General features: G+C 71.3%; 26 protein-coding genes. 11 read left to right on the forward strand and 15 right to left on the reverse strand.

Annotated features, from left to right (window positions below):
* Positions 1 to 57: 57 nt before the first annotated feature.
* Positions 58 to 549, reverse strand: coding sequence for a pyridoxamine 5'-phosphate oxidase family protein (locus tag IF29_RS0127430; RefSeq protein ID WP_030260267.1), 492 nt, complete (start codon positions 547 to 549; stop codon positions 58 to 60).
* Positions 550 to 689: 140 nt separating this feature from the next.
* Between IF29_RS0127430 and IF29_RS0127435 the strand changes: the two genes are divergently transcribed.
* From IF29_RS0127435 to IF29_RS0127465, 7 genes are read left to right on the forward strand one after another with little or no spacing between them, the layout of a single operon-like run.
* Positions 690 to 2849, forward strand: a complete 2160-nt coding sequence (locus IF29_RS0127435) for a branched-chain amino acid ABC transporter permease (RefSeq protein WP_030260270.1) — start codon at positions 690 to 692, stop codon at positions 2847 to 2849.
* Positions 2830 to 3540, forward strand: coding sequence for an ABC transporter ATP-binding protein (locus IF29_RS0127440; protein WP_037596786.1), 711 nt, complete (start codon positions 2830 to 2832; stop codon positions 3538 to 3540). Before IF29_RS0127435 ends, IF29_RS0127440 begins: the two co-directional genes overlap by 20 nt.
* Entirely contained in the window at positions 3537 to 4244 is a 708-nt protein-coding gene (locus IF29_RS0127445; RefSeq protein WP_030260275.1) for an ABC transporter ATP-binding protein, read from the forward strand. Before IF29_RS0127440 ends, IF29_RS0127445 begins: the two co-directional genes overlap by 4 nt.
* On the forward strand, positions 4241 to 4681 hold the full coding sequence (locus tag IF29_RS0127450) for a hypothetical protein (protein ID WP_198037566.1): 441 nt from the start codon (positions 4241 to 4243) through the stop codon (positions 4679 to 4681). Before IF29_RS0127445 ends, IF29_RS0127450 begins: the two co-directional genes overlap by 4 nt.
* Positions 4647 to 4967 carry a hypothetical protein gene (locus tag IF29_RS0127455; RefSeq protein ID WP_030260279.1) on the forward strand — a complete coding sequence of 107 codons (321 nt, stop codon included), beginning with the start codon at positions 4647 to 4649 and terminating at the stop codon, positions 4965 to 4967. The genes IF29_RS0127450 and IF29_RS0127455 overlap by 35 nt, the downstream gene beginning before the upstream one ends.
* 15 nt (positions 4968 to 4982) lie before the next feature.
* The gene (locus tag IF29_RS0127460) at positions 4983 to 6290 is read left to right on the forward strand and encodes an amidohydrolase family protein (RefSeq protein ID WP_030260282.1); all 1308 of its coding nucleotides are present in this window, start codon (positions 4983 to 4985) and stop codon (positions 6288 to 6290) included.
* Positions 6287 to 7012: an enoyl-CoA hydratase-related protein gene (locus IF29_RS0127465; protein WP_030260285.1), complete on the forward strand. Its 726-nt coding sequence runs from the start codon at positions 6287 to 6289 to the stop codon at positions 7010 to 7012. Before IF29_RS0127460 ends, IF29_RS0127465 begins: the two co-directional genes overlap by 4 nt.
* A gap of 129 nt (positions 7013 to 7141) precedes the next feature.
* Here the strand turns inward: IF29_RS0127465 and IF29_RS0127470 are convergent, their stop codons facing one another.
* From IF29_RS0127470 to IF29_RS47000, 10 genes are all read right to left on the reverse strand, one after another.
* The gene (locus IF29_RS0127470; protein ID WP_030260288.1) at positions 7142 to 7912 is read right to left on the reverse strand and encodes an SDR family NAD(P)-dependent oxidoreductase; all 771 of its coding nucleotides are present in this window, start codon (positions 7910 to 7912) and stop codon (positions 7142 to 7144) included.
* Between the two features lie 16 nt (positions 7913 to 7928).
* Positions 7929 to 9077 carry an acyl-CoA dehydrogenase family protein gene (locus tag IF29_RS0127475; RefSeq protein WP_030260290.1) on the reverse strand — a complete coding sequence of 383 codons (1149 nt, stop codon included), beginning with the start codon at positions 9075 to 9077 and terminating at the stop codon, positions 7929 to 7931.
* Between the two features lie 13 nt (positions 9078 to 9090).
* The gene (locus tag IF29_RS0127480) at positions 9091 to 10242 is read right to left on the reverse strand and encodes a thiolase family protein (RefSeq protein ID WP_030260297.1); all 1152 of its coding nucleotides are present in this window, start codon (positions 10240 to 10242) and stop codon (positions 9091 to 9093) included.
* A complete protein-coding gene (locus tag IF29_RS0127485; protein ID WP_030260298.1) occupies positions 10235 to 11056 on the reverse strand; it encodes an enoyl-CoA hydratase/isomerase family protein in 822 nt (273 codons plus the stop codon). Before IF29_RS0127485 ends, IF29_RS0127480 begins: the two co-directional genes overlap by 8 nt.
* Complete coding sequence (locus IF29_RS0127490; RefSeq protein ID WP_030260300.1) at positions 11053 to 12249, reverse strand: CaiB/BaiF CoA transferase family protein; 1197 nt, start codon at positions 12247 to 12249, stop codon at positions 11053 to 11055. The genes IF29_RS0127485 and IF29_RS0127490 overlap by 4 nt, the downstream gene beginning before the upstream one ends.
* 1 nt (position 12250) lies before the next feature.
* Complete coding sequence (locus IF29_RS0127495; protein WP_030260302.1) at positions 12251 to 13846, reverse strand: FadD3 family acyl-CoA ligase; 1596 nt, start codon at positions 13844 to 13846, stop codon at positions 12251 to 12253.
* 25 nt (positions 13847 to 13871) lie between these two features.
* Entirely contained in the window at positions 13872 to 15074 is a 1203-nt protein-coding gene (locus IF29_RS0127500; protein ID WP_030260305.1) for an acyl-CoA dehydrogenase family protein, read from the reverse strand.
* Positions 15071 to 16063: an acyl-CoA dehydrogenase family protein gene (locus IF29_RS0127505; RefSeq protein ID WP_030260308.1), complete on the reverse strand. Its 993-nt coding sequence runs from the start codon at positions 16061 to 16063 to the stop codon at positions 15071 to 15073. Before IF29_RS0127505 ends, IF29_RS0127500 begins: the two co-directional genes overlap by 4 nt.
* On the reverse strand, positions 16053 to 16883 hold the full coding sequence (locus IF29_RS0127510) for an enoyl-CoA hydratase/isomerase family protein (protein WP_232242499.1): 831 nt from the start codon (positions 16881 to 16883) through the stop codon (positions 16053 to 16055). The genes IF29_RS0127505 and IF29_RS0127510 overlap by 11 nt, the downstream gene beginning before the upstream one ends.
* A 226-nt stretch (positions 16884 to 17109) precedes the next feature.
* The gene (locus tag IF29_RS47000) at positions 17110 to 17487 is read right to left on the reverse strand and encodes a hypothetical protein (protein WP_030260313.1); all 378 of its coding nucleotides are present in this window, start codon (positions 17485 to 17487) and stop codon (positions 17110 to 17112) included.
* Here IF29_RS47000 and IF29_RS47005 point away from each other — a divergent pair.
* Entirely contained in the window at positions 17462 to 17938 is a 477-nt protein-coding gene (locus tag IF29_RS47005; protein WP_198037567.1) for a DUF4232 domain-containing protein, read from the forward strand. The genes IF29_RS47000 and IF29_RS47005 overlap by 26 nt on opposite strands.
* A gap of 136 nt (positions 17939 to 18074) precedes the next feature.
* Here IF29_RS47005 and IF29_RS0127530 read toward each other — a convergent pair whose 3' ends face one another.
* Positions 18075 to 18752, reverse strand: coding sequence for a response regulator (locus IF29_RS0127530; RefSeq protein WP_030260318.1), 678 nt, complete (start codon positions 18750 to 18752; stop codon positions 18075 to 18077).
* Complete coding sequence (locus tag IF29_RS0127535; protein WP_030260320.1) at positions 18752 to 20011, reverse strand: sensor histidine kinase; 1260 nt, start codon at positions 20009 to 20011, stop codon at positions 18752 to 18754. Before IF29_RS0127535 ends, IF29_RS0127530 begins: the two co-directional genes overlap by 1 nt.
* Before the next feature lie 131 nt (positions 20012 to 20142).
* Between IF29_RS0127535 and IF29_RS0127540 the strand changes: the two genes are divergently transcribed.
* The 3 genes from IF29_RS0127540 (at position 20143) to IF29_RS0127550 (ending at position 22404) form a co-directional block, all read left to right on the forward strand.
* The gene (locus IF29_RS0127540) at positions 20143 to 21054 is read left to right on the forward strand and encodes an ABC transporter ATP-binding protein (RefSeq protein ID WP_030260322.1); all 912 of its coding nucleotides are present in this window, start codon (positions 20143 to 20145) and stop codon (positions 21052 to 21054) included.
* Positions 21051 to 21944 (forward strand): ABC transporter permease, encoded by an 894-nt coding sequence (locus tag IF29_RS0127545; protein ID WP_030260324.1) that lies wholly within the window; start codon positions 21051 to 21053, stop codon positions 21942 to 21944. Before IF29_RS0127540 ends, IF29_RS0127545 begins: the two co-directional genes overlap by 4 nt.
* 103 nt (positions 21945 to 22047) lie before the next feature.
* Positions 22048 to 22404, forward strand: coding sequence for a hypothetical protein (locus IF29_RS0127550; RefSeq protein ID WP_030260325.1), 357 nt, complete (start codon positions 22048 to 22050; stop codon positions 22402 to 22404).
* A 19-nt stretch (positions 22405 to 22423) separates the two neighbouring features.
* Here the strand turns inward: IF29_RS0127550 and IF29_RS0127555 are convergent, their stop codons facing one another.
* A complete protein-coding gene (locus tag IF29_RS0127555; RefSeq protein WP_030260328.1) occupies positions 22424 to 22669 on the reverse strand; it encodes a DUF7848 domain-containing protein in 246 nt (81 codons plus the stop codon).
* Between the two features lie 235 nt (positions 22670 to 22904).
* Positions 22905 to 23132, reverse strand: coding sequence for a hypothetical protein (locus IF29_RS0127565; RefSeq protein ID WP_030260331.1), 228 nt, complete (start codon positions 23130 to 23132; stop codon positions 22905 to 22907).
* Positions 23133 to 23401: the final 269 nt, after the last annotated feature.

The following is a 23401-nucleotide window of genomic DNA, read 5'->3' on the forward strand; positions in this document are numbered from 1 at the left end:
CCTTCCTGGCACCGGCATGCGTGAGAATTTAATTCTCACTGAACGGATGGAAGGTTCTCACGAGGTCGGCGGCGGCGTCAACGGACGCTGCCGCAGCTTGGCGAAGTCCCAGCTGACCACCGTCTCCGGCAGCAGCCGGAGCCAGCCGTGCCGGCCGTCGTAGCGGAAGTCGCCGCCGCCCATGTACTTGTCGGCGAAGAGCTTCTCGGGGGTCAGCAGCTGCTCCACGGGCTCGCCCCGACGCGGGGCCTCACCGACGACCTCGACGCTTCCCTGCAGCTCAACGCCGCACAGCGCCATGAAGTCGGTGTCGCCCTCGTCGACGATCACGCTGCAGCGCCGATCCGCCGCGAGGTCGGCCCAGCGCTTGCTGCGGGTCAGTGAGTTGAGCCACAGCGCGCTGCCGTCCCAGACGAACCACAGGGCGCTGACGTGCGGGCGCCCGTCCGGGCCCACCGTCGCGACCCGGCACACCGACCGGGTGCGCAGGAACGCGTCACGTTCGTCGTCGGTCATCGCGATCGAGGTGCCGAACCGCTGCTTGGCCATGGTTCCTCCTTGGTCCGAATGATTGATTCTTCATTAGCGAGAAGATAGCTTCCATCTGTGGAGAGGAGCAGACTCACTTGCTGGAGTCTGCAACGAGGAGGACATCCCATGGATCTGCCCAGACCGGTTGGCGGCGAGTAATGGACCAGTTCATCACCTTCGGGATCGTCGGCCTGAGCACCGCCGCGATCTACGCGGTGATCGGCAGCGGGTTGGTGCTCACCTACTCCACGACCGGCGTGTTCAACTTCGCGCACGGTGCGGCGGGCATGCTCGCCGCGTTCTGCTACTGGCAGTTCACCGTCGGCTGGGGCTGGCCGGTCCCGGTCGCCCTGGTCCTGGTGCTGCTGGTGCTCGCGCCGGCCTTCGCGCTGCTCGTGGAGCGGGCTGTGCTGCGACCGGTCCAGGCGTTGGGCGAGGCCGAACGCCTGGTGATGACGGTGGCGATGCTGAGCGGTCTGATCGCCGCGGCCCGGTGGATCTGGGACCCCAACGTCGCCCGGCCGCTGCCGACGTTCTTCGCCGACCGGAAGCCGTTCCACCTCGGTCCGGCCACGGTGACCTGGCATCAGGCCATCACCATGGCGGTCGCGGTGGCCGTGGCGATCGGGCTGCGGGTGCTGATGTACCGGACCCGGACCGGCGCGGAGATGCGGGCGACCGTCGACGACCGCGCGCTGGTGGGACTCGCCGGGGCCAGGCCGGTGCGCGCCAACCAGGTCGCCTGGATCCTGGGCACCCAACTGGCCGCCATCGGCGGCATCCTGATCGCCCCGACAGTCACCCTGGACGCCTCGCAGCTCTCCCTGCTGATCGTCAGCGCCTACACCGCGGCCGTCTTCGGCCGGCTGCGCAGCCTGCCGATGACCTTCGTCGGCGCGATCGTGGTCGGCTGCATGGAGAGCTACCTGGCCGGCTACCTGCCGCAGAACGCCTACCTCCCGGGCCTGCGCCTGGCCGCGCCGGCGCTGCTGCTGTTCGCGGCGCTGCTGGCCTTCCCGCACCGGCGGCTGCGCGGACGCGACCGGCGGCTGCGGCAGATCCCGGTGCCGACCATGGCCGGTACGGGGCTGTTCGCGCTGGTGGTGGTGGCGTTCGGGGTGGTCCTGGCCACCGTGCTGAGCGCCCCCGACCTGATCACCTACGGCCCGATCTTCTCGCTCGGCGTGGTGGCGCTGTCCTATGTGCCACTGGCCGGCTACGCGGGACAGATCTCGCTGTGCCAGCTGAGCATGGCCGGGATCGGCGCGGTCGTGTGGGCACACCTCGGCGCGCACGGGGAGCTCTGGGCGCTGCTGGTCGCGGTCGTGGTCTCCGCCGTGGCCGGGGGGCTGATCGCGCTGCCCGCGCTACGGCTCTCCGGGGTCTACCTGGCCCTCGGCACGGCCGCGTTCGCGGTCGTCCTCGATCAGTGGATCTTCACCCTGCCGACGTTCAAGCTGTTCGGAGTGCAGATCGGACTGTTCGACCAGGGCTCGGTCACTGCGGTCGGGCCGGACCTGTTCGGCCTGCACCTGGACAGCGAGTCGCAGCTGATGGTGTTCGCCGCGGTCTGCCTGGCCCTCGCCTCCATCGGGGTGGCCGCGCTGCGCCGCGGCAGGTTCGGACGGCGGCTGATCGCGCTGCGCGACAGCGAAGCCGCCTACGCGACGCTCGGCGGCAACCTGCTGCTGGCCAAGGCCCTGGTGTTCGCCCTGGCCTCGGGCATCGCCGGCCTCGGCGGGGCGCTGTACGGGATGCAACTGCAGTCCGTCTCGGCCACCCAGTTCAATCTGGTGGCCGGGCTGCCGATCTTCCTGGTCGCGGTGGTCGGCGGCCTCGGCGCGGTGGGCAGCGGCCTGTTCACCGGGACGGCCTACGTCGGGCCGATCAACGCGCTGATCGCCATCGCGCCCTGGTCGCAGAACGCCGTGGCGCTGCTGCCCGGCCTGGCCGGGGTGGGGCTGGGCCGCAACCCCGACGGGGTGGTGCCCAGCATGCGCAGCGAGTGGGCACCGGTGGCCCGGGACCGGATCGCGCTGCCGGTGCTGGTGCTCGGCATCGCGGCGGCCTGGGTGCTGCGGCTCGCCGACGTGATCGACGGATGGGTCTTCTGCGGCGTCGCGCTGGTCCTCGCGCTGGCACTGCGGGGGTGGGCGGCGGCCCGGCAGCGGGCCGTCCTGGCCGCCGCTGTTGCCGCCGGCTCGGCCGGAGCGGAAGCGGCTGCACCGGAGGAGGTCCCGGTCGAGTGGTTGGGCATACGGCGCGCCTGGCGCCCGGAGGACGAGGAGGTGCTCGCCCGTGGCATCGCTGCAGGTTAGCGGGGTGACGGTGGCCTTCGGCGGCAACCGGGCCCTGGACGGGGTCGGCCTGACCGCCGAGTCGGGCCACGTCACCGGGCTGATCGGGCCCAACGGGGCCGGCAAGAGCACCCTGTTCGACGTGGTGTCAGGACTGCGCAGGCCCTCCTCGGGCCGGGTGTTCCTGGACGGCCGGGACGTCACCCGGTCCAGGCCCGCCGGCCGCTCCAGGCACGGCCTGGCCCGGACGTTCCAACGGCTGGAGCTCTTCGGCCGGCTGAGCGTCCGTGACAACCTGCTGGTCGCCGCCGAGTTGGGGCCCGACCGGCGCAGGGCGGCGGCGCTGGTCGACGCACTGCTGACCAGGCTCGGCCTGACCGCGATCGCCGACAGCTCACCCGACTCGCTGCCCACCGGGGTCGGCCGACTGGTCGAGGTGGGCCGGGCGCTGGCGATGCGCCCCAAGGTGCTGCTGCTCGACGAGCCCGCAGCCGGCCAGGACGGCGAGGAGACCGAGCGCTTCGCCGCCCTGCTGCGCGCACTGGCCGACGAGGGCACCGCCGTGGTGCTGGTCGAGCACGACATGGGCCTGGTGATGAGCGTGTGCGACCAGGTGTACGTGCTCGACCTCGGCAAGGTCATCGCCGTCGGCCCGCCCGACCTGGTCCGGCACGACGAGACGGTCCTGGCAGCCTACTTGGGGGACGCGTGAGCGCACTGCTGGAGCTGCGCGGCATCCGTGCGGCCCATGAACGGATCAATGTGCTGCACGGCGTGGACCTCGCGGTCGCCGCCGGTCAGGTGGTGGCCCTGCTCGGCCCGAACGGCGCCGGCAAGACCACCGTGCTGCGGGTGGCCGCCGGGGTCCACCCGGCCGCGTCGGGCCGGCTGCTGGTCGGCGGGCGGGACGTGACCGGAGCCGACCCGCGCCGGCTGGCCCGCGCCGGGGTCTGCCTGATCCCGGAGGGACGCGGAGTCTTCCCCAACCTGACGGTCCGGGACAACCTGCTGATGATGACGTTCACCGGCCGCAGCCGCGCCGAGATCGAGGAGATCGCCTTCACGCGGTTCCCGATCCTCGCCAAACGCGCCTCGCAGCAGGCCGGCACCCTGTCCGGCGGCGAGCAGCAGATGCTGGCCCTCGCCCGCGGCCTGGCCACCGACCCGGCCGTGCTGCTGCTGGACGAACTCTCCATGGGGCTGGCGCCCCTGGTCGTCGGCCGGCTGTACGAGCAGGTGGCCGAGATCGCCCGGCAGGGCGTGGCCGTGCTGGTGGTCGAACAGTTCGCGGCGGCCGTCCTAGGGATCGCCGACCATGCGGCCGTGCTGGTGCGCGGCCGGGTCCAACGGCAGGGCCACCCGGACAGCGGGTTGCGCGCCGAACTTTCCGCCCTCTACATGGGGAGTCCGCTGTGACATCCACCAGTCCGACATCCACCGCCCAGACAGGCACTGGCGAGACATCCGTCGGTACCTCCGCCGAGACGCGCGCGGACCGATTCGTCCGCGACCTGGCGGCGCTGAAGATCCCGGACCCGGCCGCCGGCAGAGCCACGCTCTGGCTGCGCCTGGGAGTCGTCCTGATGCTGGTCGGCCCGGTGCTCGCGGTGACGGCCTATCTGATGTCCCGCGGCACCACCGACTCGCTCACCCAGGGGGACGCCCTCACGGTCGCGCTCGCCGGGATCACCGCGAGCGTGGTGGGCGCGGCCCTGTTCCTGCGGTACTCGCTGATCGGGTTCCTCCGCTTCTGGCTGGCCCGCCAGTCCTACGACCTCTCCCTCCTCGCCGACCGCCTGCTCGAAAGGGACCTCCGCCATGACCTCACCGGCAACGAGGCTGCGCCCCGGTGACCAGCTCGCCAGCACCGTCTGCAGCACCCGGGTGGTGGTCATCCGCGCCGCCGAGGGGCAGCCGGTGATCGCCTGCGGCGGCAGTCCGATGGTCGCCGCGGCCGCCGCGACCGCCCGGCCCGCGCCCTCCGGCGGGGCCGACGCCGCCACGCTGATCGGCAAGCGCTACACCGACGCCGCAGGGACGCTCGAACTGCTCTGCACCGTCTCCGGTTCCGGCGCGCTGAGCTGCGACGGCGTCCCGATGACCATCAAGGCAGCGAAGCCGCTGCCTGCCTCCGACTGAGAGAAAGGCAGTGTCATGGACCGCGACGACATGATCCTCATCAGCGTGGACGACCACATCATCGAACCGCCCGACATGTTCGTGAACCACCTGCCGCAGCGCTACAAGGACGACGCGCCGCAGCTGGTCCACCAGGAGGACGGCACCGACACCTGGACGTTCCGCGAGACGGTGATCCGCACCGCCGCCCTGAACGCGGTGGCCGGGCGGCCGAAGGAGGAGTACGGCCTGGAACCGCAGGCCCTGGACGAGATCCGGCCCGGCTGCTACGACGTCAACGAGCGCATCGCCGACATGAACGCGGGCGGGATCCTGGCCCAGATGAACTTCCCGTCCTTCCCCGGCTTCGCGGCCCGGCTGTTCGCGACCGAGGACCCGGACTTCTCGCTGGCGCTGGTGCGCGCCTACAACGACTGGCACATCGACGAGTGGTGCGGGGCCCACCCCGGCAGGTTCATCCCGATGGCCATCCCCGCCATCTGGGACCCCGAACTGTGCGCGGCGGAGGTCCGCCGGGTGTCCGCCAAGGGCTGCCACTCGCTGACCTTCACCGAGAACCCGGCCGTGCTCGGCTACCCGAGCTTCCACGACCCGTACTGGAACCCGCTGTGGAAGGCGCTGTCGGACACCGACACCGTGATGTCGGTGCACATCGGCTCCTCGGGCCGGCTGGCGATCCCGGCGGTCGACTCGCCCCCCGACGTCATGATCACGCTGCAGCCGATGAACATCGTCTCGGCCGCGGCCGACCTGCTGTGGTCCCAGCCGGTCAAGGACTACCCCGACCTGAAGATCGCCCTGTCCGAGGGCGGCACCGGCTGGATCCCCTACTTCCTGGAGCGGGTGGACCGCACCTTCGAGATGCACTCCGCCTGGACCCTGCAGGACTTCGGCGGGAAGCTGCCGTCGGAGGTCTTCCGCGAGCACTTCCTCACCTGCTTCATCAGCGACCCGGTGGGGGTGAAGCTCCGTCACGACATCGGCATCGACAACATCGCCTGGGAGTGCGACTACCCGCACAGCGACTCGATGTGGCCGGAGGCGCCCGAGGAACTGCTCGGCGTGATGAACCGCTTCGACGTCCCCGACTCGGACATCAACAAGATGACCCACGAGAACGCCATGCGCTGGTACTCCTTCGCCCCCTTCTCGCACGTCCCGCGCGAGCAGGCCACGGTGGGAGCGCTGCGGTCGCTGGCCAAGGGCCACGACGTGTCGATCCAGTCCCGCAGCCACCGGCTGATCGAGCCGGAGGAGAAGCTGGAGGCCTACCGCTCCCGGGCCCGCGCGGCGACCGCGGCGGCCTCGGCGGCCGCCAAGTGAGCGACGTGGTGCTGACCGAACGGGTCGGCAATGTGCTGGTCGCGACCTTGAACCGGCCGGAGGCGCGGAACGCCCTCAGCCCCGCGCTGATCGACGACCTGTCGGACGTGCTGCGCTCGGCCGACGCCGACCCGGAGGTCCGAGCCGTCGTGGTGACCGGGGCCGGAACGGTCTTCTGCGCCGGTATGGACCTGAAGGCGTTCACCAAGGGTGGCAAGTTCGACGGACTGGTCTGGTTCTTCCGCGAGGGCATCGCCACCCCGGTGGTCGCCGCGCTCAACGGCTCGGCGATGGGCGGCGGCTTCGAACTGATGCTGGCGTGCGATCTGGTCGTCGCGGCCGAGGGGGCGAAGCTCGGGATGAGCGAGGTCAAGCGCGGGCTGTTCGCGGCGGGCGGCGGAACCACGCTGGCGTCGCGGGCGCCGCTGTCCGTGGCCCTGGAGATGGGGCTGACCGGCGACCCGGTCACCGCCGCGCAGGCCCGCGAGTTCGGCCTGGTGAACCGGGTCGTACCCGCCGACCAGGTACTGACCGAGGCCCTGGCCCTGGCGAGCCGGATCGCCGAGAACGGCCCGCTGGGCGTCGCCATGACCAAGAAGCTGATGCGGGAACGCCGTTGGGCCGAACCCGACGAGATCACCTCGGTCTTCCGCAGCACCGACGCCACGGAGGGCGCCCGCGCCTTTGCGGAGCGGAGGCCGCCGGTGTGGACCGGGGCGTGAACGTGTAGGCGGTGGGTGGCTTGTCGCGCAGTTCCTCGCGCCCCTAGCGATTGCAACTGACCGTTCGTTGCAATCACCTCAGGGGCGCGGGGAACTGCGCGACAAGCCACCCACCTACGGAACCGGGCCTCACACGCTGTAGCCGCCGTCGACCCCCAACGCCTGCCCAGTGATGAACCCCGCCGCGTCCGAGGCCAGGAAGGCCACTGCTTCGGCGATGTCCCCCGCATCGCCAAAGCGGCGCAGCGGGATGTTGCGCTTGGTGATCTCCAGCGCGGCCGCGTCCAGCTCGCCGGAGTCGATCAGGCGGGCGGCGATGCCGTCCGTCAGCATGCCCGGGGCCACGCAGTTCACCCGGACGCCGAAGCGGCCCTCCTCGGCCGCCAGGGCCCGGGCGACGGCTTCGACCGCGCCCTTGGTGCCGGACGACAGGCCGTCACGGACCGGGAACCGGCGGGTGGCCACCGTGGTGACCGCGACGATGCTGCCCCGGCTCTCCCGCAGCAGTGGGAGGGCCGGGTGCACCAGATTGAAGAAGGCAGCCGCGTCGGCGACCAGCTGGGCCCGGTACTGACCCGGCGTCACCTTGCTGAGGTGCGTCATCGGCACATGCGGGCCGGCCGCGTAGACCACGGTGTGCAGGCCGCCGAAGGCCCCCGCCGCCCGGGCCACGGCCTCGGCGGTGGCCGTCTCGTCCTCCAGGTCGAGCTGGAGCGCCAGGGCCTGGCGTCCGTGCTCCTTGACCTCGCCCGCAACGCCCTCGGCCGCGGCCTGGTTGGCGCGGTAGCTGAACGCCACGTCGCTGCCGCGCCGGGCCAGGATCCTGACGATCGCGGCGCCGATGCCGCCGCTTCCGCCGGCGACGAACGCGGCGCCGGGGCGGCCGGAGAAGTCCTTCATACGCTGTGCCTCACAGTCAGAGTCCCAGGGATTTGGCGATGATGACCTTCATGACCTCGCTGGTGCCGGCGTAGATCCGGGCCACCCGCGCGTCCGTGTACAGCCGGGCGATCGGGTACTCCAGCATGTAGCCGTAGCCGCCGAACAGTTGCAGGCAGCGGTCGACGGCGCGGGCCTGCACCTCGGTGCAGAACAGCTTGACCTTGGCCGCGTCCGCCCCGGAGAGTCTGCCGTCGACCAGTTCCAGCACGGCCCGGTCGAGCACCGCCTGCGCCGCCTCGACCTCGGCGGCCACCGCGGCCAGCTCGAACTTGGTGTTCTGGAACGAGGAGACCGGCGACCCGAACACCTGACGCTCCTTCACATACTCGACGGTGGTGTCCAGAGCGGCCTGCGCCTGGGCGACCGAGCCGACCGCGACCGTCATCCGCTCCTGCGGCAGATTGTGGCCCAGATAGCCGAAGGCCGCTCCCTCCTCGCCGAGCCGGTTGGCGACCGGGACCCGGACGTCCTCGAACGCGAGCTCCACGGTGTCCTGCACCTTGATGCCCATCTTGTCCAGGACCCGGCCGCGGGTGAACCCGGGCATGCCGTCCTCGACCACCAGCAGGGTGAGCCCGGCCCGCCGGTCGTCCGGGTCGTGCGAGGTGCGCGCCACCACCACGACCAGGTCGGCCAGCAGCCCGCCGGTGATGAAGGTCTTCGCGCCGTTGAGCAGGTAGTCCTCCCCGTCGCGCACGGCGTTGGTGCGGATGCCGGCCAGGTCGGATCCGGTGCCGGGCTCGGTCATCGCGATCGCGGTCAGCAGCTTCCCGGCCGCCAGACCGGGGAACCAGCGCTCGCGCTGCCGGGCGTCGGCGTAGGCGAGGAAGTACGGCAGCACCACGTCGAGTTGGGTGCGCACGGTGCCCAGGGTGACCACCGCGCGGGCCGCCTCCTCCTGGAGCACCACGTTGTAGCGGTAGTCGGCCAGTCCCGCCCCGCCGTACTCCTCGGGGATCGGGATGCCCAGCACCCCGAGCGAGCCCAGCTGCTCGAAGACGGAACGGGGCAGCTGCCCCGCGTGCTCCCAGTCGGTGTAGTGCGGGACCACCTCCTTGGCGACGAAGTTCCGCACCAGCTGCCGGAACGCCTCGTGGTCGGCGGTGAAGATGTCGCGGCGCACGGGTGATCCTCCGTCAGGAAGCAAGCTCGACAAGGGTGGCGTTGGCGGTGCCGCCGCCTTCGCACATGGTCTGCAGGCCGTAGCGGATGCCCTGGTCGCGCATGTGGTGCACCAGCCGGGTCATCAGCACTGCGCCGGAGGCGCCGAGCGGGTGGCCGAGCGCGATGGCTCCGCCGAGCGGGTTGAGCAGCGCCGGGTCGGCGCCGGTCTCGGCCAGCCAGGCCAGCGGTATCGGTGCGAAGGCCTCGTTGACCTCGAAGGCGCCGACCTCGGCCAGGCCGACCCCGGCCTTGCGCAGCACCTGCTCGGTCGCTGGGATCGGCCCGGTCAGCATCAGCACCGGATCGGCTCCGACGACCGTGCCGAAGCGGTAGCTCACGATCGGCGTCAGCCCCAGCGCCCGGGCCTTCTCACGGGTGGTCACCAGCAGTGCGGCGGCCCCGTCGGAGATGGGGGAGGAACTGCCCGCATGGATCAGGCCGTCCTCCAGGAAGGACGGCCTGAGGCCGGCCAGGCCCTCCACCGTGGTCCCGCGCCGCACGGTCTCGTCGACGGTGACCGTGGCTCCGTCCGCCGAGACGGGGACCGGGACGATCTGGGCCTCGAAGGCGCCGCGGTCCTGCGCGGCCGCCGCCCGCTGGTGCGAGAGCGCGGAGAACTCGTCCAGCCGGGTGCGGTCGAACCCCCACTTCTGCGCGATCAGTTCGGCGGAGATCCCCTGGTTGAAGGAGAAGTCCTGATAGCGCGCCAGAACCCGTGGCCCGTACGGCGTCCCGCCCGCCTTCGCGGCGCCCAGCGGCACTCGGCTCATGACCTCGACGCCGCCGGCCACCACCACGTCCTGCTGGCCGGACATCACCGCCTGCGCGGCGAAGTCCAGCGCCTGCTGACTGGATCCGCAGGCCCGGTTGACCGTGGTCCCGGGGACGCTCTCGGGCCAGCCGGCCGCCAGTACCGCATAGCGGCCGATATTGCTGGACTGGTCCCCGACCTGGCCCACGCAGCCCCAGACCACGTCGTCGACGACGGCCGGATCGATTCCGGTCCGCTCGACCAGCGCGCCCAGGACCACCGCGGACAGGTCGGCCGCGTGCATACCGGCCAGCCCGCCGTTGCGCCTGCCCACGGCGGTGCGTACCGCCTCCACGATGACGACCTCACGCATGGTTGCTGCTCCCGTTCTCGTCCCGACTGGGTACGGCCCAGTGACCGGTGAAGCTCGGCTCGCGCTTCTCGGCGAACGCGGCGTACGCCCTCGCCACGTCCCCGGTGGCGAAGTTGACGGCCTGAGCGCGTGCCTCGCCGGCGAGGGCGTCGCGCAGGGTGCGGTCAGCGCCCTCGTTCAGCAGGGCCTTGTTCTGGGCCAGTGCGATCGGCGCTCCGGCGGCCAGTCGGGCGCCGAGGTCGGCGACGAAGCCGTCGATCTCCGCCGCCGGCACCACCCAGGTGACCAGCTGCAGCGATCGGGCCTCCGCGGCGTCGATCGTCTCGGCCAGCAGGGCGAGCCGTTTGGCCTGCTGCAGGCCCACCAGCTTGGGCAGCAGCCAGGATCCGCCGAGGTCCAGGGAGAGTCCGCGCCGGGCGAAGATCTGCGAGAACGTCGACTCCGGTGTGGCCACCACGAAGTCGCAGCCCAGGGCCAGATTCCAGCCGGCGCCGACGGCCGCGCCGGACACCCTGGCGATGGTGGGGATCGGCAACTCGTGCAGCAGCAGGGCCACTTCGGTGAGGGTGCGCATCCGGTACAGCGGGTGGGCGCTGCTGAGGCCGCCGGAGATGTCGGCGCCCGAGCAGAAGGCGCCACCGGCTCCGGTGAGCACCAGTGCGCGCACCGAGCGGTCGTTGCCGGCCGTGGTCAGGGCCTGCCGCAGGGCGTCCCACAGCTCCTGGTCGATCGCGTTCTTCCGGTGCGGCCGGTTCAGCGTCAGGGTCCGCACACCACCGGTGTCGTCGGAGAGCAGAACCGGCTGCTGGGTCACAGCACACCCGCGGCGCGCAGCGAGGCGATCTCGTCGGCGTCGATCCCGAGGCCCGCGAGCACCGTGTCGGTGTGCTGCCCGAGCGCGGGGACCGCGCCCATGGGCGGTGCGTAGCCGGAGATGACCGGGGGCGGCAGCAGGGCCGGCACCGGGCCGTTGGGTGTGTCGATCTCGCGCCAGCGGTCCCGGGCGACCAGGTGCGGGTGGGCGATGACGTCGCTCGGGGTGTTGAACCGGGAGTTGCCGATCCCGGCGGAGTCGGCGCCGTCCTGGATGTGGGTCAGATCGTGGCGGGCGCACCAGGCGGCGATCTCGGTGTCCAGGAGATCGCGGTGCTCGACCCGGTCGGCATTGCGGGCAAACCGTTTGTCGTCCGCCAGGTCGGGGCGGTCCAGCAGTTCCCGGGCGAGCCGTTGCCATTCGCGGTCGTTGGTGGTGCCAAGCACCACGGTCTGGCCGTCGGCCGTGGCGTAGGCGCCGTAGGGCGCCACCGCGGGGGAGCCCATGCCGCGCGGCTGCTGGTCCACCCCGGTGTGGCGGGTGTAGTTGAGCGAGTACCCCATCAACTCGGTCATGGTGTCGAACAGGCTCACCGCGACCGAGGCGGGTCCGCTGCCGCCGTGGCGCTCCCTTCCGTAGAGCAGCGCCACGATCGACAGCGCGGCGTAGAGGCCGGAGCTGACGTCGGCCATCGGTGGTCCAGGTTTGGCCGGCGCGCCGGGCGAGCCGGTGGTCGCGCAGGCCCCGGACTCCGCCTGGACCAGCAGGTCGTAGGCGCGCTTGTGGGACAGCGGGCCGCCGGGGCCGTAGCCGTCGATCTCCACCGCGATCAGGTCCGGGTGGCTGACGGCGAGGTCGCCGGGGGAGAGGCCGAGGCGGGCGGTGCTCCCCGGGGTGAGATTGGAGACCAGGACGTCGGCGCTGTCCAACAGCCGGTGCAGTACCGCCGTCCCTGCCGGGGTCTTCAGGTCCAGGGTCACTGACTCCTTGCCCCGGTTGACCCAGACGAAGTGCGCGGCGAGGCCGTTGACCACGTCGTCGAAGGAGCGGGTGAAGTCGCCGCCCTCGGGGTTCTCGACCTTGATCACCCTGGCACCGAGGTCGCCCAGCGTGCGGGTGCAGATCGGAGCCGACACCGCCTGCTCCAGCGCCACCACGGTGACTCCGGCCAGGGGTCCGGCTGCTGGTTCCACTTCACTCGCCACTGTGCGTGCCTCCGTCGAACCGGGCACGCAGGACGTCCTTGAGGACCTTCTGGCTGGCGTTCTTGGGCAGTTGGTCGACGAAGCGGACATGGCGCGGGGCCTTGAAGTTGGCCATGGCGCCGCGCGCCCAGGCGATTACCTCGGCCTCGGTGGCCTGCTGACCCGGCTTCAGGACCAGGAAGACGCAGCCGACTTCGTCGAGGCGTTCGTCCGGCACGCCGATGACGGCGGCCTCGGCGACCGGCCCGTAGTCGAGCAGCAGCTTTTCGATCTCGGCCGGATAGGCGTTGAAGCCGCCGACGATGTACATCTCCTTCTTGCGGTCGACGATGGAGAGGTTCCCGTCCTTGTCGAGCTGCCCGATGTCACCGGTGTGCAGCCAGCCCTCGGGGTCGACGGCCGCGGCGGTGGCCTCCGGGTCGTCCCAGTAGCCGCGGGTGACGTTGTAGCCGCGGACCAGGATCTCCCCGGGCTGCTCCGCCGGCGCCTCGGCGCCCTGCTCGTCGACGATCCTGACCTCGACGTCGGGGATCGTCCGCCCGGTGGTGCGGGCGACCACGTCCTCGGTGTCCCCGATCCGGGTGGTGCTGACCAGCGCCGTGGACTCGGTCAGCCCGTAGGCGCTGAGCACGATGTCGAAGGACAGCTCCGTCTTCATGGCGCGGATCAGCGACTCGGGGATGGTGGTGCCGCCGGTCATGGAGACCCGCAGTGAGGAGAGGTCGAAGTCGGAGCGCTCCGGATGGTTGATCAGGTCCCGGAAGATGGTGGGCGGTCCCAGCAGCACGCTGACCCGTTCCCTGCTGATCAGGTCCAGCGCCCGGCCGGCGTCGAAGGCGGGCATCGGAATGACCGTCACCCCGTGGACGAAGGAGGCGAGCCAGCCCGCCTTGTAGCCGAAGCAGTGGAAGAAGGGCGGGATGACCAGGAAGGTGTCGGACCGGCGGAAGGTGTACTCCTCGGCCATCCATCCGTAGGCGCGCAGAGTCTGACCATGCGTCAGAATCACCCCCTTGGGGTGCCCCGTGGTCCCGGAGGTGAACATCACGTCGGAGACGTGGTCCGGGGTCAACCGGTCGATCGAGGCCCGGACCCGGGAGACGGGGACGGCCGCGCCGGCGCGCAGGAAGTCGCGCCAGCTCAGCCCGGCCGCGCCCTGCGGACCGTGGATCGTCACCGTTCGCCGCAGCGCGGGCAGTTCGGGATCGGCCCGGGTCAGTTCGGCGATGTAGTCGTTGCCCAGGAACGGCGAGGCGAACAGGGCCTTGGCTCCGGACTTGCGCAGGATGTAGGAGAGCTCCTGCGCCTTGAACCTGGTGTTGAGCGGGACGATGACACCGCCGGCGCCGTGGATGCCCAGTGCGGCGACGATCCACTCCGCCGAGTTCGGGGCGCACAGCCCCACCCGGTCGCCCGGCTCGATGCCCAGCGCCATGGCGGCCTGCACCGCCTCCACCATCCGCTGCTCCAGCTCGCGGAAGCTCCACCGCAGCTCTCCGTCGACGATGGCCGGATCGTCCCCGAAGCGCTCGGCGGCGAGCCGGACGGTGTTGGGGATGCTCAGATGGGTCTGGTCGTACCGCATGCGCTGGCTCCTTTCTGAGGGTTCCTCACCCGGCGGAGGGCAGGCCCAGGACCCGCTTCGCGATGATGTTGCGCTGGATCTGCGAGGTCCCGCCGTACACCGAGGCGGCCCGGGAGTAGAGGTAGTCGCCGAAGAGCGGGCCGCCCCCACTGCTTTCGCCCTCACCGAAGAACTCGCCGGGGAACACCCTCAGCGCCGTCTCGTACAGGCGCTGCTCGGTGCGGGTCATCAGCAGCTTGTCGTAGGACGACTCCGGCCCCGCGGTGCGTCCGGCCAGCCGTTCGGCGGTGCGGCGGCGGGTGTGGGCCACCAGCACCTGGTAGTCCACGTAGCAGCGTCCGATCTCGGAGAGCAGCCCGTCCGGCAGTTCGCCGCGGCGGTCGCGGGCGGAGCGGCGGAGCCGTTCGACCAGCACCCCGTACCGGGAGATGTGGCCGGTGTCGAGCGCGTTGCGCTCGTAGGAGACGGTGGTCATCGCCAGCGGCCAGCCGGTCCCCTCGGCGCCGATGCGCTCCGACTCCTCGATCCTGACGTCGTCCAGGAACAGCTCGCAGAACTCGTCGTCGCCGTTGGCGGCCCGCAGCGGACGCACCGTCACCCCGGCGCGGTCCAGTGGCAGGGCGAAGGCGGAGATCGAGTCGTGCGGCCGGGCCGAGGGGTCGGTCGCCGGGTCGGCACGTTCGGTCCTGGCCAGCAGCAGGCAGAGGCCGGAGAACTGCGCATAGCTGGTCCAGAGCTTCTGACCGCGGACCAGGTAGTGGCCGTCCTGCCGGGTGGCGGTGGTGGCCATGCCGGCCAGGTCCGATCCGGCGCCCGGTTCGCTGAACCCCTGGCACCAGGTGTCCTCGCCGGACAGCATCCGGGGCAGCCAGCGCCGGCACTGCTCCTCGGAGCCGAACTCCAGCAGGGCGTGCGCGAGGTAGCCGATGCGCGGGATGCCGGGTGCTTGGCAGGCCCCCAGCTCGTCGCTGATGGCCACCTGGTGCAGGGTGCTGAGGCCCTGCCCGCCGTACGCCTGCGGAACGTCCAGCCCGACCCAGCCGCCGGAGTGCAGCTGACGGTGCCAGCGGTGCAGGAACACCGGCAGCGGCTCGTCGGCGCCGCGTTCGGGCAGCGGGTGCTCGGCCAGCCAGGCCCGGAACCGTCGGCGCAGCTGGTCCAGATCGGCGGGGTCGCCGAAGTCCAGCGGGGTGTCGGTCGCGGTCGCAGCGGTCACGGTCACGGTCATCGGACGGGCTCCGGTTCGGCCAGGGTGGTCAGCAGGTCGGCCGTGGTCGCCAGGGTGGTGGAGCCCAGCAGGATCCGGCGCAGGTACAGGTGCGCCACGTGCTCCCAGGTCTGGGCGATCCCGCCGAAGACCTGCATGCCGATGGAGACCGCGTCCAGCGCGGAGGCGTTCACCTCGGCCTTGGCGACCCTGGCCGCGGTCAGCGCCTGAGCCGGCGGTTCGTGGTCCAGGCACCAGGCGGCGTACCGGGTGGCGCTGGTGCAGGCCTCGACCAGCACGGTGGCGTCGGCGAGCAGGTGCTGCACCGCCTGGAACGACCCGATCGCGCGACCGTACTGCCTCCGCTCGCGGGCGTAGTCGACGCTCTGCCCGACGAACGACCGTGCCGCGCCCACGAGTTCGCTGCTCAGCAGGGTCAGTGCGTAGGCCTGCCAGTGCATCAGCCGATCGGCGTCCAGTCGGCCCAGGGTCACCGCGGGGGAGTCCGGCGGCACCGAGCGGATGCCGCGCAGCAGGTCGGCGCTGGGGACGGCTGGGCCGAGCGCGAGGCTGGTCACCGTGCCGTCGGGGGCGACATGCAGGGCGCGGTCGGCACCCTCGCAGTCCCAGGCGACCAGGTCGGTGCCCGCCGGCCCCGGGAACCGCAGGTCCGCGGCGAGCGCGATGGTCTGCGACGGGCCGGCCTCCGGTGACACCTGGTCGGGTGACATCTGGTCGCCGATCAGCCGCAGCAGCTCGGGCGCCAGCAGGACGGTGCCCAGCAGGGAGGTGGTCAGCGGCCGGCTGCCGTGCTCCTCGGCCAGCAGGGCGCACTCCTGCACGGTCGCGTCCGGCGGAGTGGAGCCACGCAGCTCGGCCAGCCCCAGTTCGCCCAGCGCCTTCTGGGCGGCGGCCCGGTGCGACGGATCGGGGTCGGCCGACTCCACCCGGAACCGGGTGGCGAAGGTCCGGACCAGATCCCGTACCAGCATGAACTCCTCAGCCTGCACTGCCCGACTCCTGGTTCGTGGTCCGGCCCGCGGCCGATGCGCTGTCGGCGTGCCGCCGGGCCGTCCGTTGCTGCAGTTCGGCGACGATCCGGACGTGGTCGGGGCTGGTCATCGTCAGCTGCTCGGACATCAGCGCCGCCTCCATGCCGCCCCGGGAGAGCTGCTCCATCACCACGGCGAGGGCCAGCTTGGTGGCCCGCAGCGCCTCGACGGGTTGGGCCGCGAGGCGGTGCGCCAGCGCCAGCGCCTGGTCGCGGAGCTCGGCGGCGGGGACGGTGCGGTTGGCCAGGCCCAGTTCGACGGCGGTGGCGGCGGGGATCCGGTCCCCGGTGAACAGGTACTCCTTCACCCGCAGCATGCTGGTGTGCAGCGGCCAGAGGGTCACCCCGCCGTCGCCGGCCACCAGGCCGACGGATATGTGAGGGTCCGCCAGATAGGCGTCCTCGGCCATCAGCACCAGATCGCAGCCCAGGGCCATGCTGCAACCGAGCCCGACCGCCGGGCCGTTGACGGCCGCGACGACGGGCAGCGGGAAGTGCATCATCTGGGTCTGGATGCTGCGGTCGGTGTTGATCGACCACTCCCGCAGCTCCGGATCGGTGTGGTGGCGCCGCAGATGGTCCAGGTCGCCGCCGGCGCTGAAGGCCCGACCTGCGCCGGTGAGCACCACGGCCCGTGCCTGCGGATCCTCGGCGATCTCCCGCCACACCTCGGACAGCCGCCGGTGCAGCTCCTCGGAAACACTGTTCAGCCGTTCCGGCCTGTTCAGCGTGACGATGCGGACGCCACCGTCGGCCGTCACGGTCAGGACAGAGTTCATGTCGCCCATGAGAACCCCATCTCTAATTTTCGATAATGCAATTCTCGCTAGATGCTAGAGGGCTGCCTGAAGCGGAGTCAATGGGGATCACCGACCAGGGGTTGATGGACCGTCAAGTCAGTGGCAAGCAGCCCTTATTGATACGACGACTAGTGAGGGACGTCGCTCCGCAACCATCGCCTGTCGGGCTACGTGGTTGCATCTGTCACCTGTTTCCGGTGCCTGCTCAGTCGCACGCAATGAAAGGTCCTGCCGTGACAGCCACCCGTACGTTCGCCTCCAGCGCTGTCCTGTTCGTTCTCGCCTCCGTCTCGCTGACCGCCTGTACGAGCAGTGGCAAGGCCGCTCTCGCAGCGGGCTCGGCCACCCGCAGTCCGGTCGAGTCGACGACTGTGACCACGCCGCCGCCGTCTCCCGTCGGGCCGCCGTCCCCCGTGGGGTCGCCGTCCCCCGTGGGGTCGCCGTCCCCGGTCGGGTCGCGGTCCAGCGCCGGGCCGACCACGGCCGCGCCCACCACTTCGGCTCCGCGGCCCACCGTCTCCAGCTCCAGCTCCAGCTCCGGCTCCGGCGCGGGCGGCGTGGCGACCACGTCCGCTCGCGCCATCCCGCCGTGCGGGAACGGGGACCTCGGAACCAGCTGGGGCTACGGAACCCAGAGCGAGCCGCTCCAGGCGGAGGCAGTGGTCTTCACCGACATCGGCGACCACGCCTGCACGCTGCGGGGCTATCCGGGCGTGGCCATCGCGGACGCGGGGAGGGTGATCAACGCGACCCGTGTGCTGAACGGGTTCCGGGGCGACCTACCGCCCCTGAGCAGCCCTCCGCTGGTCACGCTGCGCCCTGGTGGCAGCGCGTACGCGGTGGTCGAGTTGCGACTGTACGACGGCCAGGCCTGCTACCCGACCGGTGCCGGCGCGTTCGAGGTCACGGCGCCGAACACCACGAGCACGATCATCCTGGGCACCGGCATCACGATGGGCCGTCACGGCATCTGTTCGAGTCTCGAGGTCAATCCGGTGGCGCCCGGCACCTTCGGCGCCCGCGTCGGCACCTGAACCGTCTCGCGGAGGTCGGCTTCCCGCTACAGGGCCTCTCGTAGCTGGCGGTGGCGGTGGCGGTGCTCGGCCAGGGCCTCGGCGATGGCGGGGTGGCGGCGGACGGCCAGTATGGCGCGCCGCGCGGGGGCCTGCGTCACCCGGTCGGCCCGGTCGCCCCGGACTGCGTCACCAGGCCGGTCTCATAGGCGATGATCACCAGGTGGACCCGGTCCCGTGCCCCGAGCTTGACCAGCAGGCGGGTCACATAGCCCTTGACGGTTCCCATCCCGATGATCAGGCTCTCGGCGATCTCGGCGTTGGACAGGCCGCGGGCGATCAGCGTCAGCACCTCGCGCTCGCGGTCGGTGACGCCGTCGAGTTGGCGTCGCGGCCGGGCGGGTTCGGTCCGGCCGGCGAACTCCTTGATGAGGCGGCGGGTCACGCTCGGGGCGATCAGTGCGTCCCCGGCGGCCACCACGCGGATTCCGCCGAGGATCTCCTCCAGCGACATGTTCTTGACCAGGAACCCCGACGCGCCGGCTCGCAGCGAGCCGTAGACGAACTCGTCGTCGTCGAAGGTGGTGAGCACGACCACACGCGACGCCCCCGAGCCGGTCAGGATGTGGCGGGTGGCCTCGATGCCGTCCATGCCGGGCATGCGGATGTCCATCACGACCACGTCGGGCCGCAGCTCCCGGGCGAGCCGCACGGCCTCGGCGCCGCTTCCCGCCTCACCGACGACTTCGAGGTCGTCGGTGTCGGCGATGACCACCCGCAGGCTGGCCCGGACCAGGGGCTGGTCGTCGACGAGGAGGACCCGGACGCTCGTCATCACGCCGCCGCCGGCACCGGGAGTCGGGCGGCCACCCGGAAGCCGCCCTCCGGGCGCGGCCCGGCGGTGAAGTCGCCGTGCAGCAGACCGACCCGCTCGCGCATCCCGACGATCCCGTATCCGTTCGCGGACGCTGGGCCGCCGTGACCGTGTCCGCCGTGGCCGCGTCCGCCGTCGACGACCTCGATGACCAGGTGCTCGTCGCGGTAGTCCACCGAGACCCGGCAGGACGGCGTCTGGGCGTGCCGCACCACGTTGGTGACCGCCTCCTGGATGATCCGGAACGCCGACAGCTCGATCAGTTCCGGCAGGTTCCGCTGCGCTCCGCGCCACTGCACGTCCACGCGGACGCCGGCATCGGCGGTGGTGGCGGCCAGCTGCTCGACGTCGGCGAGGCCTGGTGCCGGGCCCGGCGTCGGTGCGGTCCCCGTCCCCGTCCCGGGCCCCGTCCCGGGCCCGGCCTCACGGAGCAGTCCGAGCACCCGCTGAAGACCCGTCAGCGTCTCCCGACTGGTGGTCTCGATGGCCGTCAGCGCCTTGCGGGCCTCCAGCGGCTGGGTCTCGATCACCCGGCTCGCGGCCCCGGCCTGGAGCGCGACCAGGCCGGTGCTGTGGGCGACCATGTCGTGCACCTCCCGCGCGATCCGGAGCCGCTCCTCGGTGACGGCGCGGGCGATGGCCTGAGTGCGCACGGTCTCGGCGTGGTCCCGGTTCTGACGGATCGAATTGCCGATGGTCCAGGCGACCACGGCGGTCAGCGCCACCGTCAGCTCCGTCGACTGCTCCACGCCCCACCCGTGGAACAGCCGCACCGCCGCGTAGACGTAGACGACCCCGATGGTCAGGGCCAGGGCGGCGAGTGAGGAGCGGCGCGGGCAGCTGACGGTGATGAAGCCGAGGGCGATGCAGGAGGCCAGCGACTCCTGCAGGGTGAGCTCGGTCAGCCCCATCGCCTCCAGGACCGTCCCGGCCAGCAGCAGGGCCTGCGCAGCCATGGGTCTGCGCCGGAGCAGGATGCAGCCGGCCACCGACATGAGCACGGACACCAGCAGGCACGCCGAGTTCCAGGGGCCCGGGATCAGCAGATCGGTCCTGGCGAGGACCGTCTGCGTGATTCCGCCGGGCCGGTAGATGCGGTACCCGTCCGGCAGGGTGAAGTACCGGAACAGCGAGAACGGCAGCAAGGCGGCCCAGACCAGCGCCACGCACGCGCCGGGCGAGAGCCGCGTGAGCAACGGCGCGGGCGGTGTGGCGGACATGGGGCGAGCGTATCCACGGGCGGGTCGGCTGCCCAGTGGACCAGGGTCGTATGACCAGGGGTGGGCCGTGGCCCGAGGACAGGGACCGCGGTCAGATGTTCCGCGGCGTCGCGGCAGGCAGCGTTGTCCGGGTGATTGAAGCCAAGGACCTCACCAAGCGCTTCGGCGCGACCACCGCCGTCAACAACCTGTCGTTCACCGTGCAGTCCGGGCAGGTCACCGGATTCCTCGGTCCCAACGGCGCCGGGAAGACCACGACCCTGCGCATGATCCTCGGCCTGAACCAGCCCAGCGGCGGAACCGTCACCATCGACGGCCGACCGTTCGCGAGCCACCCGCGCGGGCTGCGGCACGTCGGCGCGCTGCTGGACGCCGACGACGTCCACCGCGGACGCAGCGCGCGGGCCCATCTGTCCGCCCTGGCCCACAGCAACCGGATTCCCCAGCGGCGTGTCGGCGAGGTGCTCGATGAGGTCGGGCTCGCCGCCGTCGCGCGTCGCCGGGTCGGCGGATTCTCCCTGGGCATGAAGCAGCGCCTGGGCATCGCCACCGCCCTGCTGGGCGACCCGCCGGTGCTGCTGTTCGACGAACCGCTCAACGGCCTGGACCCGGAAGGCGTGCTGTGGGTGCGCGGCCTGTTCCACCGGCTCGCTGCCGAAGGCCGGACCGTCTTCGTCTCCAGCCACATGATGTCCGAGATGGAGCACACCGCCGACCGGCTGGTCGTCATCGGCCAGGGCGAACTGATCGCGGCCGAGAGCCTGACCGAGTTCGCGGCCCGCGGTTCCCGGCTGAGCGTGTTCGTCCGCAGCCCCGACATCGCCGAGCTGGCCCCGGTGCTGGCCGCCGAGGGCGCGGCCGTGGTACCGGGGGAGGACGGTACCTGCCGGGTGACCGGTCTGACCGCGGTGCGCATCGGCGAGCTGGCCTTCGAGCACCGGTTCATGCTGCACGAACTCACCGTCCGTGCCTCCTCCCTGGAGGAGGCGTTCATGGAACTGACCGCCGACAGCGTCGAATTCCTGGCAGGAGAGGCCCGATGAGCAGCACCCTGACGACCCCGGACCGGCCGACGCCGGCAGCCCCCGCCGAGCCCGCAGCCCGCTTCCGCGACCTGGTGACCGCCGAGTGGGTCAAGCTGTGGACCCTGCGCTCGACCTATCTGATCGTCGTGGTCACCGTGCTCGCCTGTATCGCGATCGACGTGAACGCGGTGCACAACGACCTCACCTACATCGACCATCCGTTCGTGCCACGGGGGCAGCTCCTGCGTGGGGCCACCACGTCCTCCCGGGTCCTGTACGACCCCCTGGGCAGCAGCCTCAACAAGATCGCCCGTGACCTGATGATGATCGCCTTCGGCAGCCTGGGCGCCATGACGGTCTTCGGCGAGTACAGCAGCGGGCTGGTCCGCACCACCTTCGCGGCCGTTCCCGACCGCCGTTCGGTGGTGGCCGCCAAGCTCTTCGTCGTCGTCACCGTCACGACCCTCGCCGGGCTGGCGATCTCGGCGATCTCGTTCTTCGTCACCCAGGGCATGCTGGCCTCCCGCCATCTCGGCCTCTCGATCGGCAGCCCCGGCGCGCTCCAGGCCGTAGCGGCGTTCGCGCTGATCGCGCCGGTCGCGGCCGTCGTCGGCATGGCCCTGGCCGCACTGATCCGCCACGCGGCGGGCTCCGTCATCGCCGTGGTCGGCGTACTCCTGCTGCTGCCCATGTTCTTCGGCGGCGACCGCTACAAACTGCTGAAGCAGATCGGCAACTGCATGCCCCTCACCGCCCTGGAACGCCTGAAGATCGACCCCGACCCGGCCCTCCACCAGGACCTGGGCAAGTACGCCCCGACCATCACCACAGCCTGGACGGTCCTTGCCGCCTGGGCCCTCATCAGCGCCGTCGTGGCCCTGGTCGTCGTGAGACGGCGGGACGTCTAGGCGCTGAGCGATGGCCGCTATACGAGACAATCCGTCTTTCATGTCGGGATGGATCTATATTCTTGCCGTTCCACGAAGCGAGTGACGAGCGGAGATGCCCCCGATGCCCAAGACGGTTGTCCATGTGTTCCATGACGACGACGACTCCATCGCCACCGGGAGCCGCGTCGCCCAACGGATCCAGGAAGTGGCCGCCGACCATGGCAGCAGCGTCGAGGTCCTCTGCTTCGGACCGGCCCAGCGCAGGCTCTCCGACGACGGCGGATCGGCAGCCGTCGCCACCTTCAACCGGCAGATCGACGAACTCATCGCAGCGGGCGTCGTCGTCGGAGCCTGCATCAACGCAGCCCGCGCCGAGGGCACCGAACCCGCGCTCACGCAACGCGGCCTCACCCTCCGAGTGGCCCGCGACGAGTTCCTGCGGTTCACCCTGGAAGGCGCCACGGTCATCACCTTCTGAGCGGTACGGACCGCCGGACCTACAGCCATTCGCCGAGCTCGGCCGTCACGTAGTCGGCGTAGCGGCGTTGGTAGCGGGCATGGCCGGTGTCGTGGAGATGCTGGGCGATCCAGCGCCCGACCTGCTCCGGGTCTGTCCGCTCGTCCGACGCCGCTCCGCACTCCGACTCGTCGCCGGACACGCAGACGGCGGCGAGCAGCGGCAGGCCGGATGGATCGGGCTTGATCTCATAGTTCCGGAACCGCATGGTCGTTGAGGTACCCATCAGTGCGCCTCCGCTCTCGTCGCTCTGGTCCGGCCGGCCTGTCGCAGGTGTGCTCCCTGCGGGGTGTGGCAGGGGCAGGAGCAGGTGTGCTGCTCCGGGCTCGCGGTGGGGCAGTCGCGGGAGCTGAAGATCCCGGAGCAGATGGCGTGCAGACGGGGGTGGGTGTCGTCGAAGCAGGATCCGGAGCGTCTGCCGGGTCTGGGCTCCTCGGTGCGCGGGGCGGGGTGAAGGCCGATCATCGCCCGCCCTCTGCTACCGCGCTCTCCAGGACGGCCGACAGTTCGTCAGCGGAGTCAGCAGTGCACCGGCCTAACTCGACCATGGGCAGGTCTCGGGCGGGATACCCGCCGCGCAGAGAGGGCGCGGTGATCCCATGGGCTGCCAGGGCTGTGCGGAGCCGCTCGGCGGCGACGATAGCCAGTCGATACGGGTCGGTCTTCAGGTCCTGCTGACTGGCCGTCATGGTGTTGCTCCCCGCTGCCGTGTGGGATTCCTTGAGCAGCACAGTAGGGAAGCAGGGGCCGGCGAACGCGGCTTGATTCGCGGATATTCTCACAGGCCCAGAGCCCGCTGTGCCCGGATGACCAGCCGGTGGGCGTCGGGACCGAAGACGGCGTTGCGCTCCAGCGCTTCCGGTCACGTCTGCTGGCGTGGTGTATTGACGGCCAGTCGGTGATCTGGTTGTGAGGTTAGGCGGTGAGGGCGGTCGGGTCGGTGGTGTCGGTGGGTTGT

The organism is Streptacidiphilus jeojiense, from assembly GCF_000719095.1.
In the GTDB taxonomy this organism is placed as follows: Bacteria; Actinomycetota; Actinomycetes; order Streptomycetales; family Streptomycetaceae; genus Streptacidiphilus; species Streptacidiphilus jeojiensis.

Coding starts and splice junctions, on each gene's coding strand:
- IF29_RS0127455 (WP_030260279.1), top strand. CDS start 4,647: ATGACCTCACCGGCAACGAGGCTGCGCCCCGGTGACCAGCTCGCCAGC.
- IF29_RS0127495 (WP_030260302.1), bottom strand. CDS start 13,846: ATGCGGTACGACCAGACCCATCTGAGCATCCCCAACACCGTCCGGCTC.
- IF29_RS0127510 (WP_232242499.1), bottom strand. CDS start 16,883: ATGAACTCTGTCCTGACCGTGACGGCCGACGGTGGCGTCCGCATCGTC.
- IF29_RS0127555 (WP_030260328.1), bottom strand. CDS start 22,669: ATGGGTACCTCAACGACCATGCGGTTCCGGAACTATGAGATCAAGCCC.
- IF29_RS47000 (WP_030260313.1), bottom strand. CDS start 17,487: ATGGCGCGAGCGGACGTGGTCGCCACGCCGCCCGCGCCGGAGCCGGAG.
- IF29_RS0127550 (WP_030260325.1), top strand. CDS start 22,048: ATGCCCAAGACGGTTGTCCATGTGTTCCATGACGACGACGACTCCATC.
- IF29_RS0127460 (WP_030260282.1), top strand. CDS start 4,983: ATGGACCGCGACGACATGATCCTCATCAGCGTGGACGACCACATCATC.
- IF29_RS0127430 (WP_030260267.1), bottom strand. CDS start 549: ATGGCCAAGCAGCGGTTCGGCACCTCGATCGCGATGACCGACGACGAA.
- IF29_RS0127500 (WP_030260305.1), bottom strand. CDS start 15,074: ATGACCGTGACCGTGACCGCTGCGACCGCGACCGACACCCCGCTGGAC.
- IF29_RS0127470 (WP_030260288.1), bottom strand. CDS start 7,912: ATGAAGGACTTCTCCGGCCGCCCCGGCGCCGCGTTCGTCGCCGGCGGA.
- IF29_RS0127435 (WP_030260270.1), top strand. CDS start 690: ATGGACCAGTTCATCACCTTCGGGATCGTCGGCCTGAGCACCGCCGCG.
- IF29_RS0127535 (WP_030260320.1), bottom strand. CDS start 20,011: ATGTCCGCCACACCGCCCGCGCCGTTGCTCACGCGGCTCTCGCCCGGC.
- IF29_RS0127530 (WP_030260318.1), bottom strand. CDS start 18,752: ATGACGAGCGTCCGGGTCCTCCTCGTCGACGACCAGCCCCTGGTCCGG.
- IF29_RS0127480 (WP_030260297.1), bottom strand. CDS start 10,242: ATGCGTGAGGTCGTCATCGTGGAGGCGGTACGCACCGCCGTGGGCAGG.
- IF29_RS0127545 (WP_030260324.1), top strand. CDS start 21,051: ATGAGCAGCACCCTGACGACCCCGGACCGGCCGACGCCGGCAGCCCCC.
- IF29_RS0127565 (WP_030260331.1), bottom strand. CDS start 23,132: ATGACGGCCAGTCAGCAGGACCTGAAGACCGACCCGTATCGACTGGCT.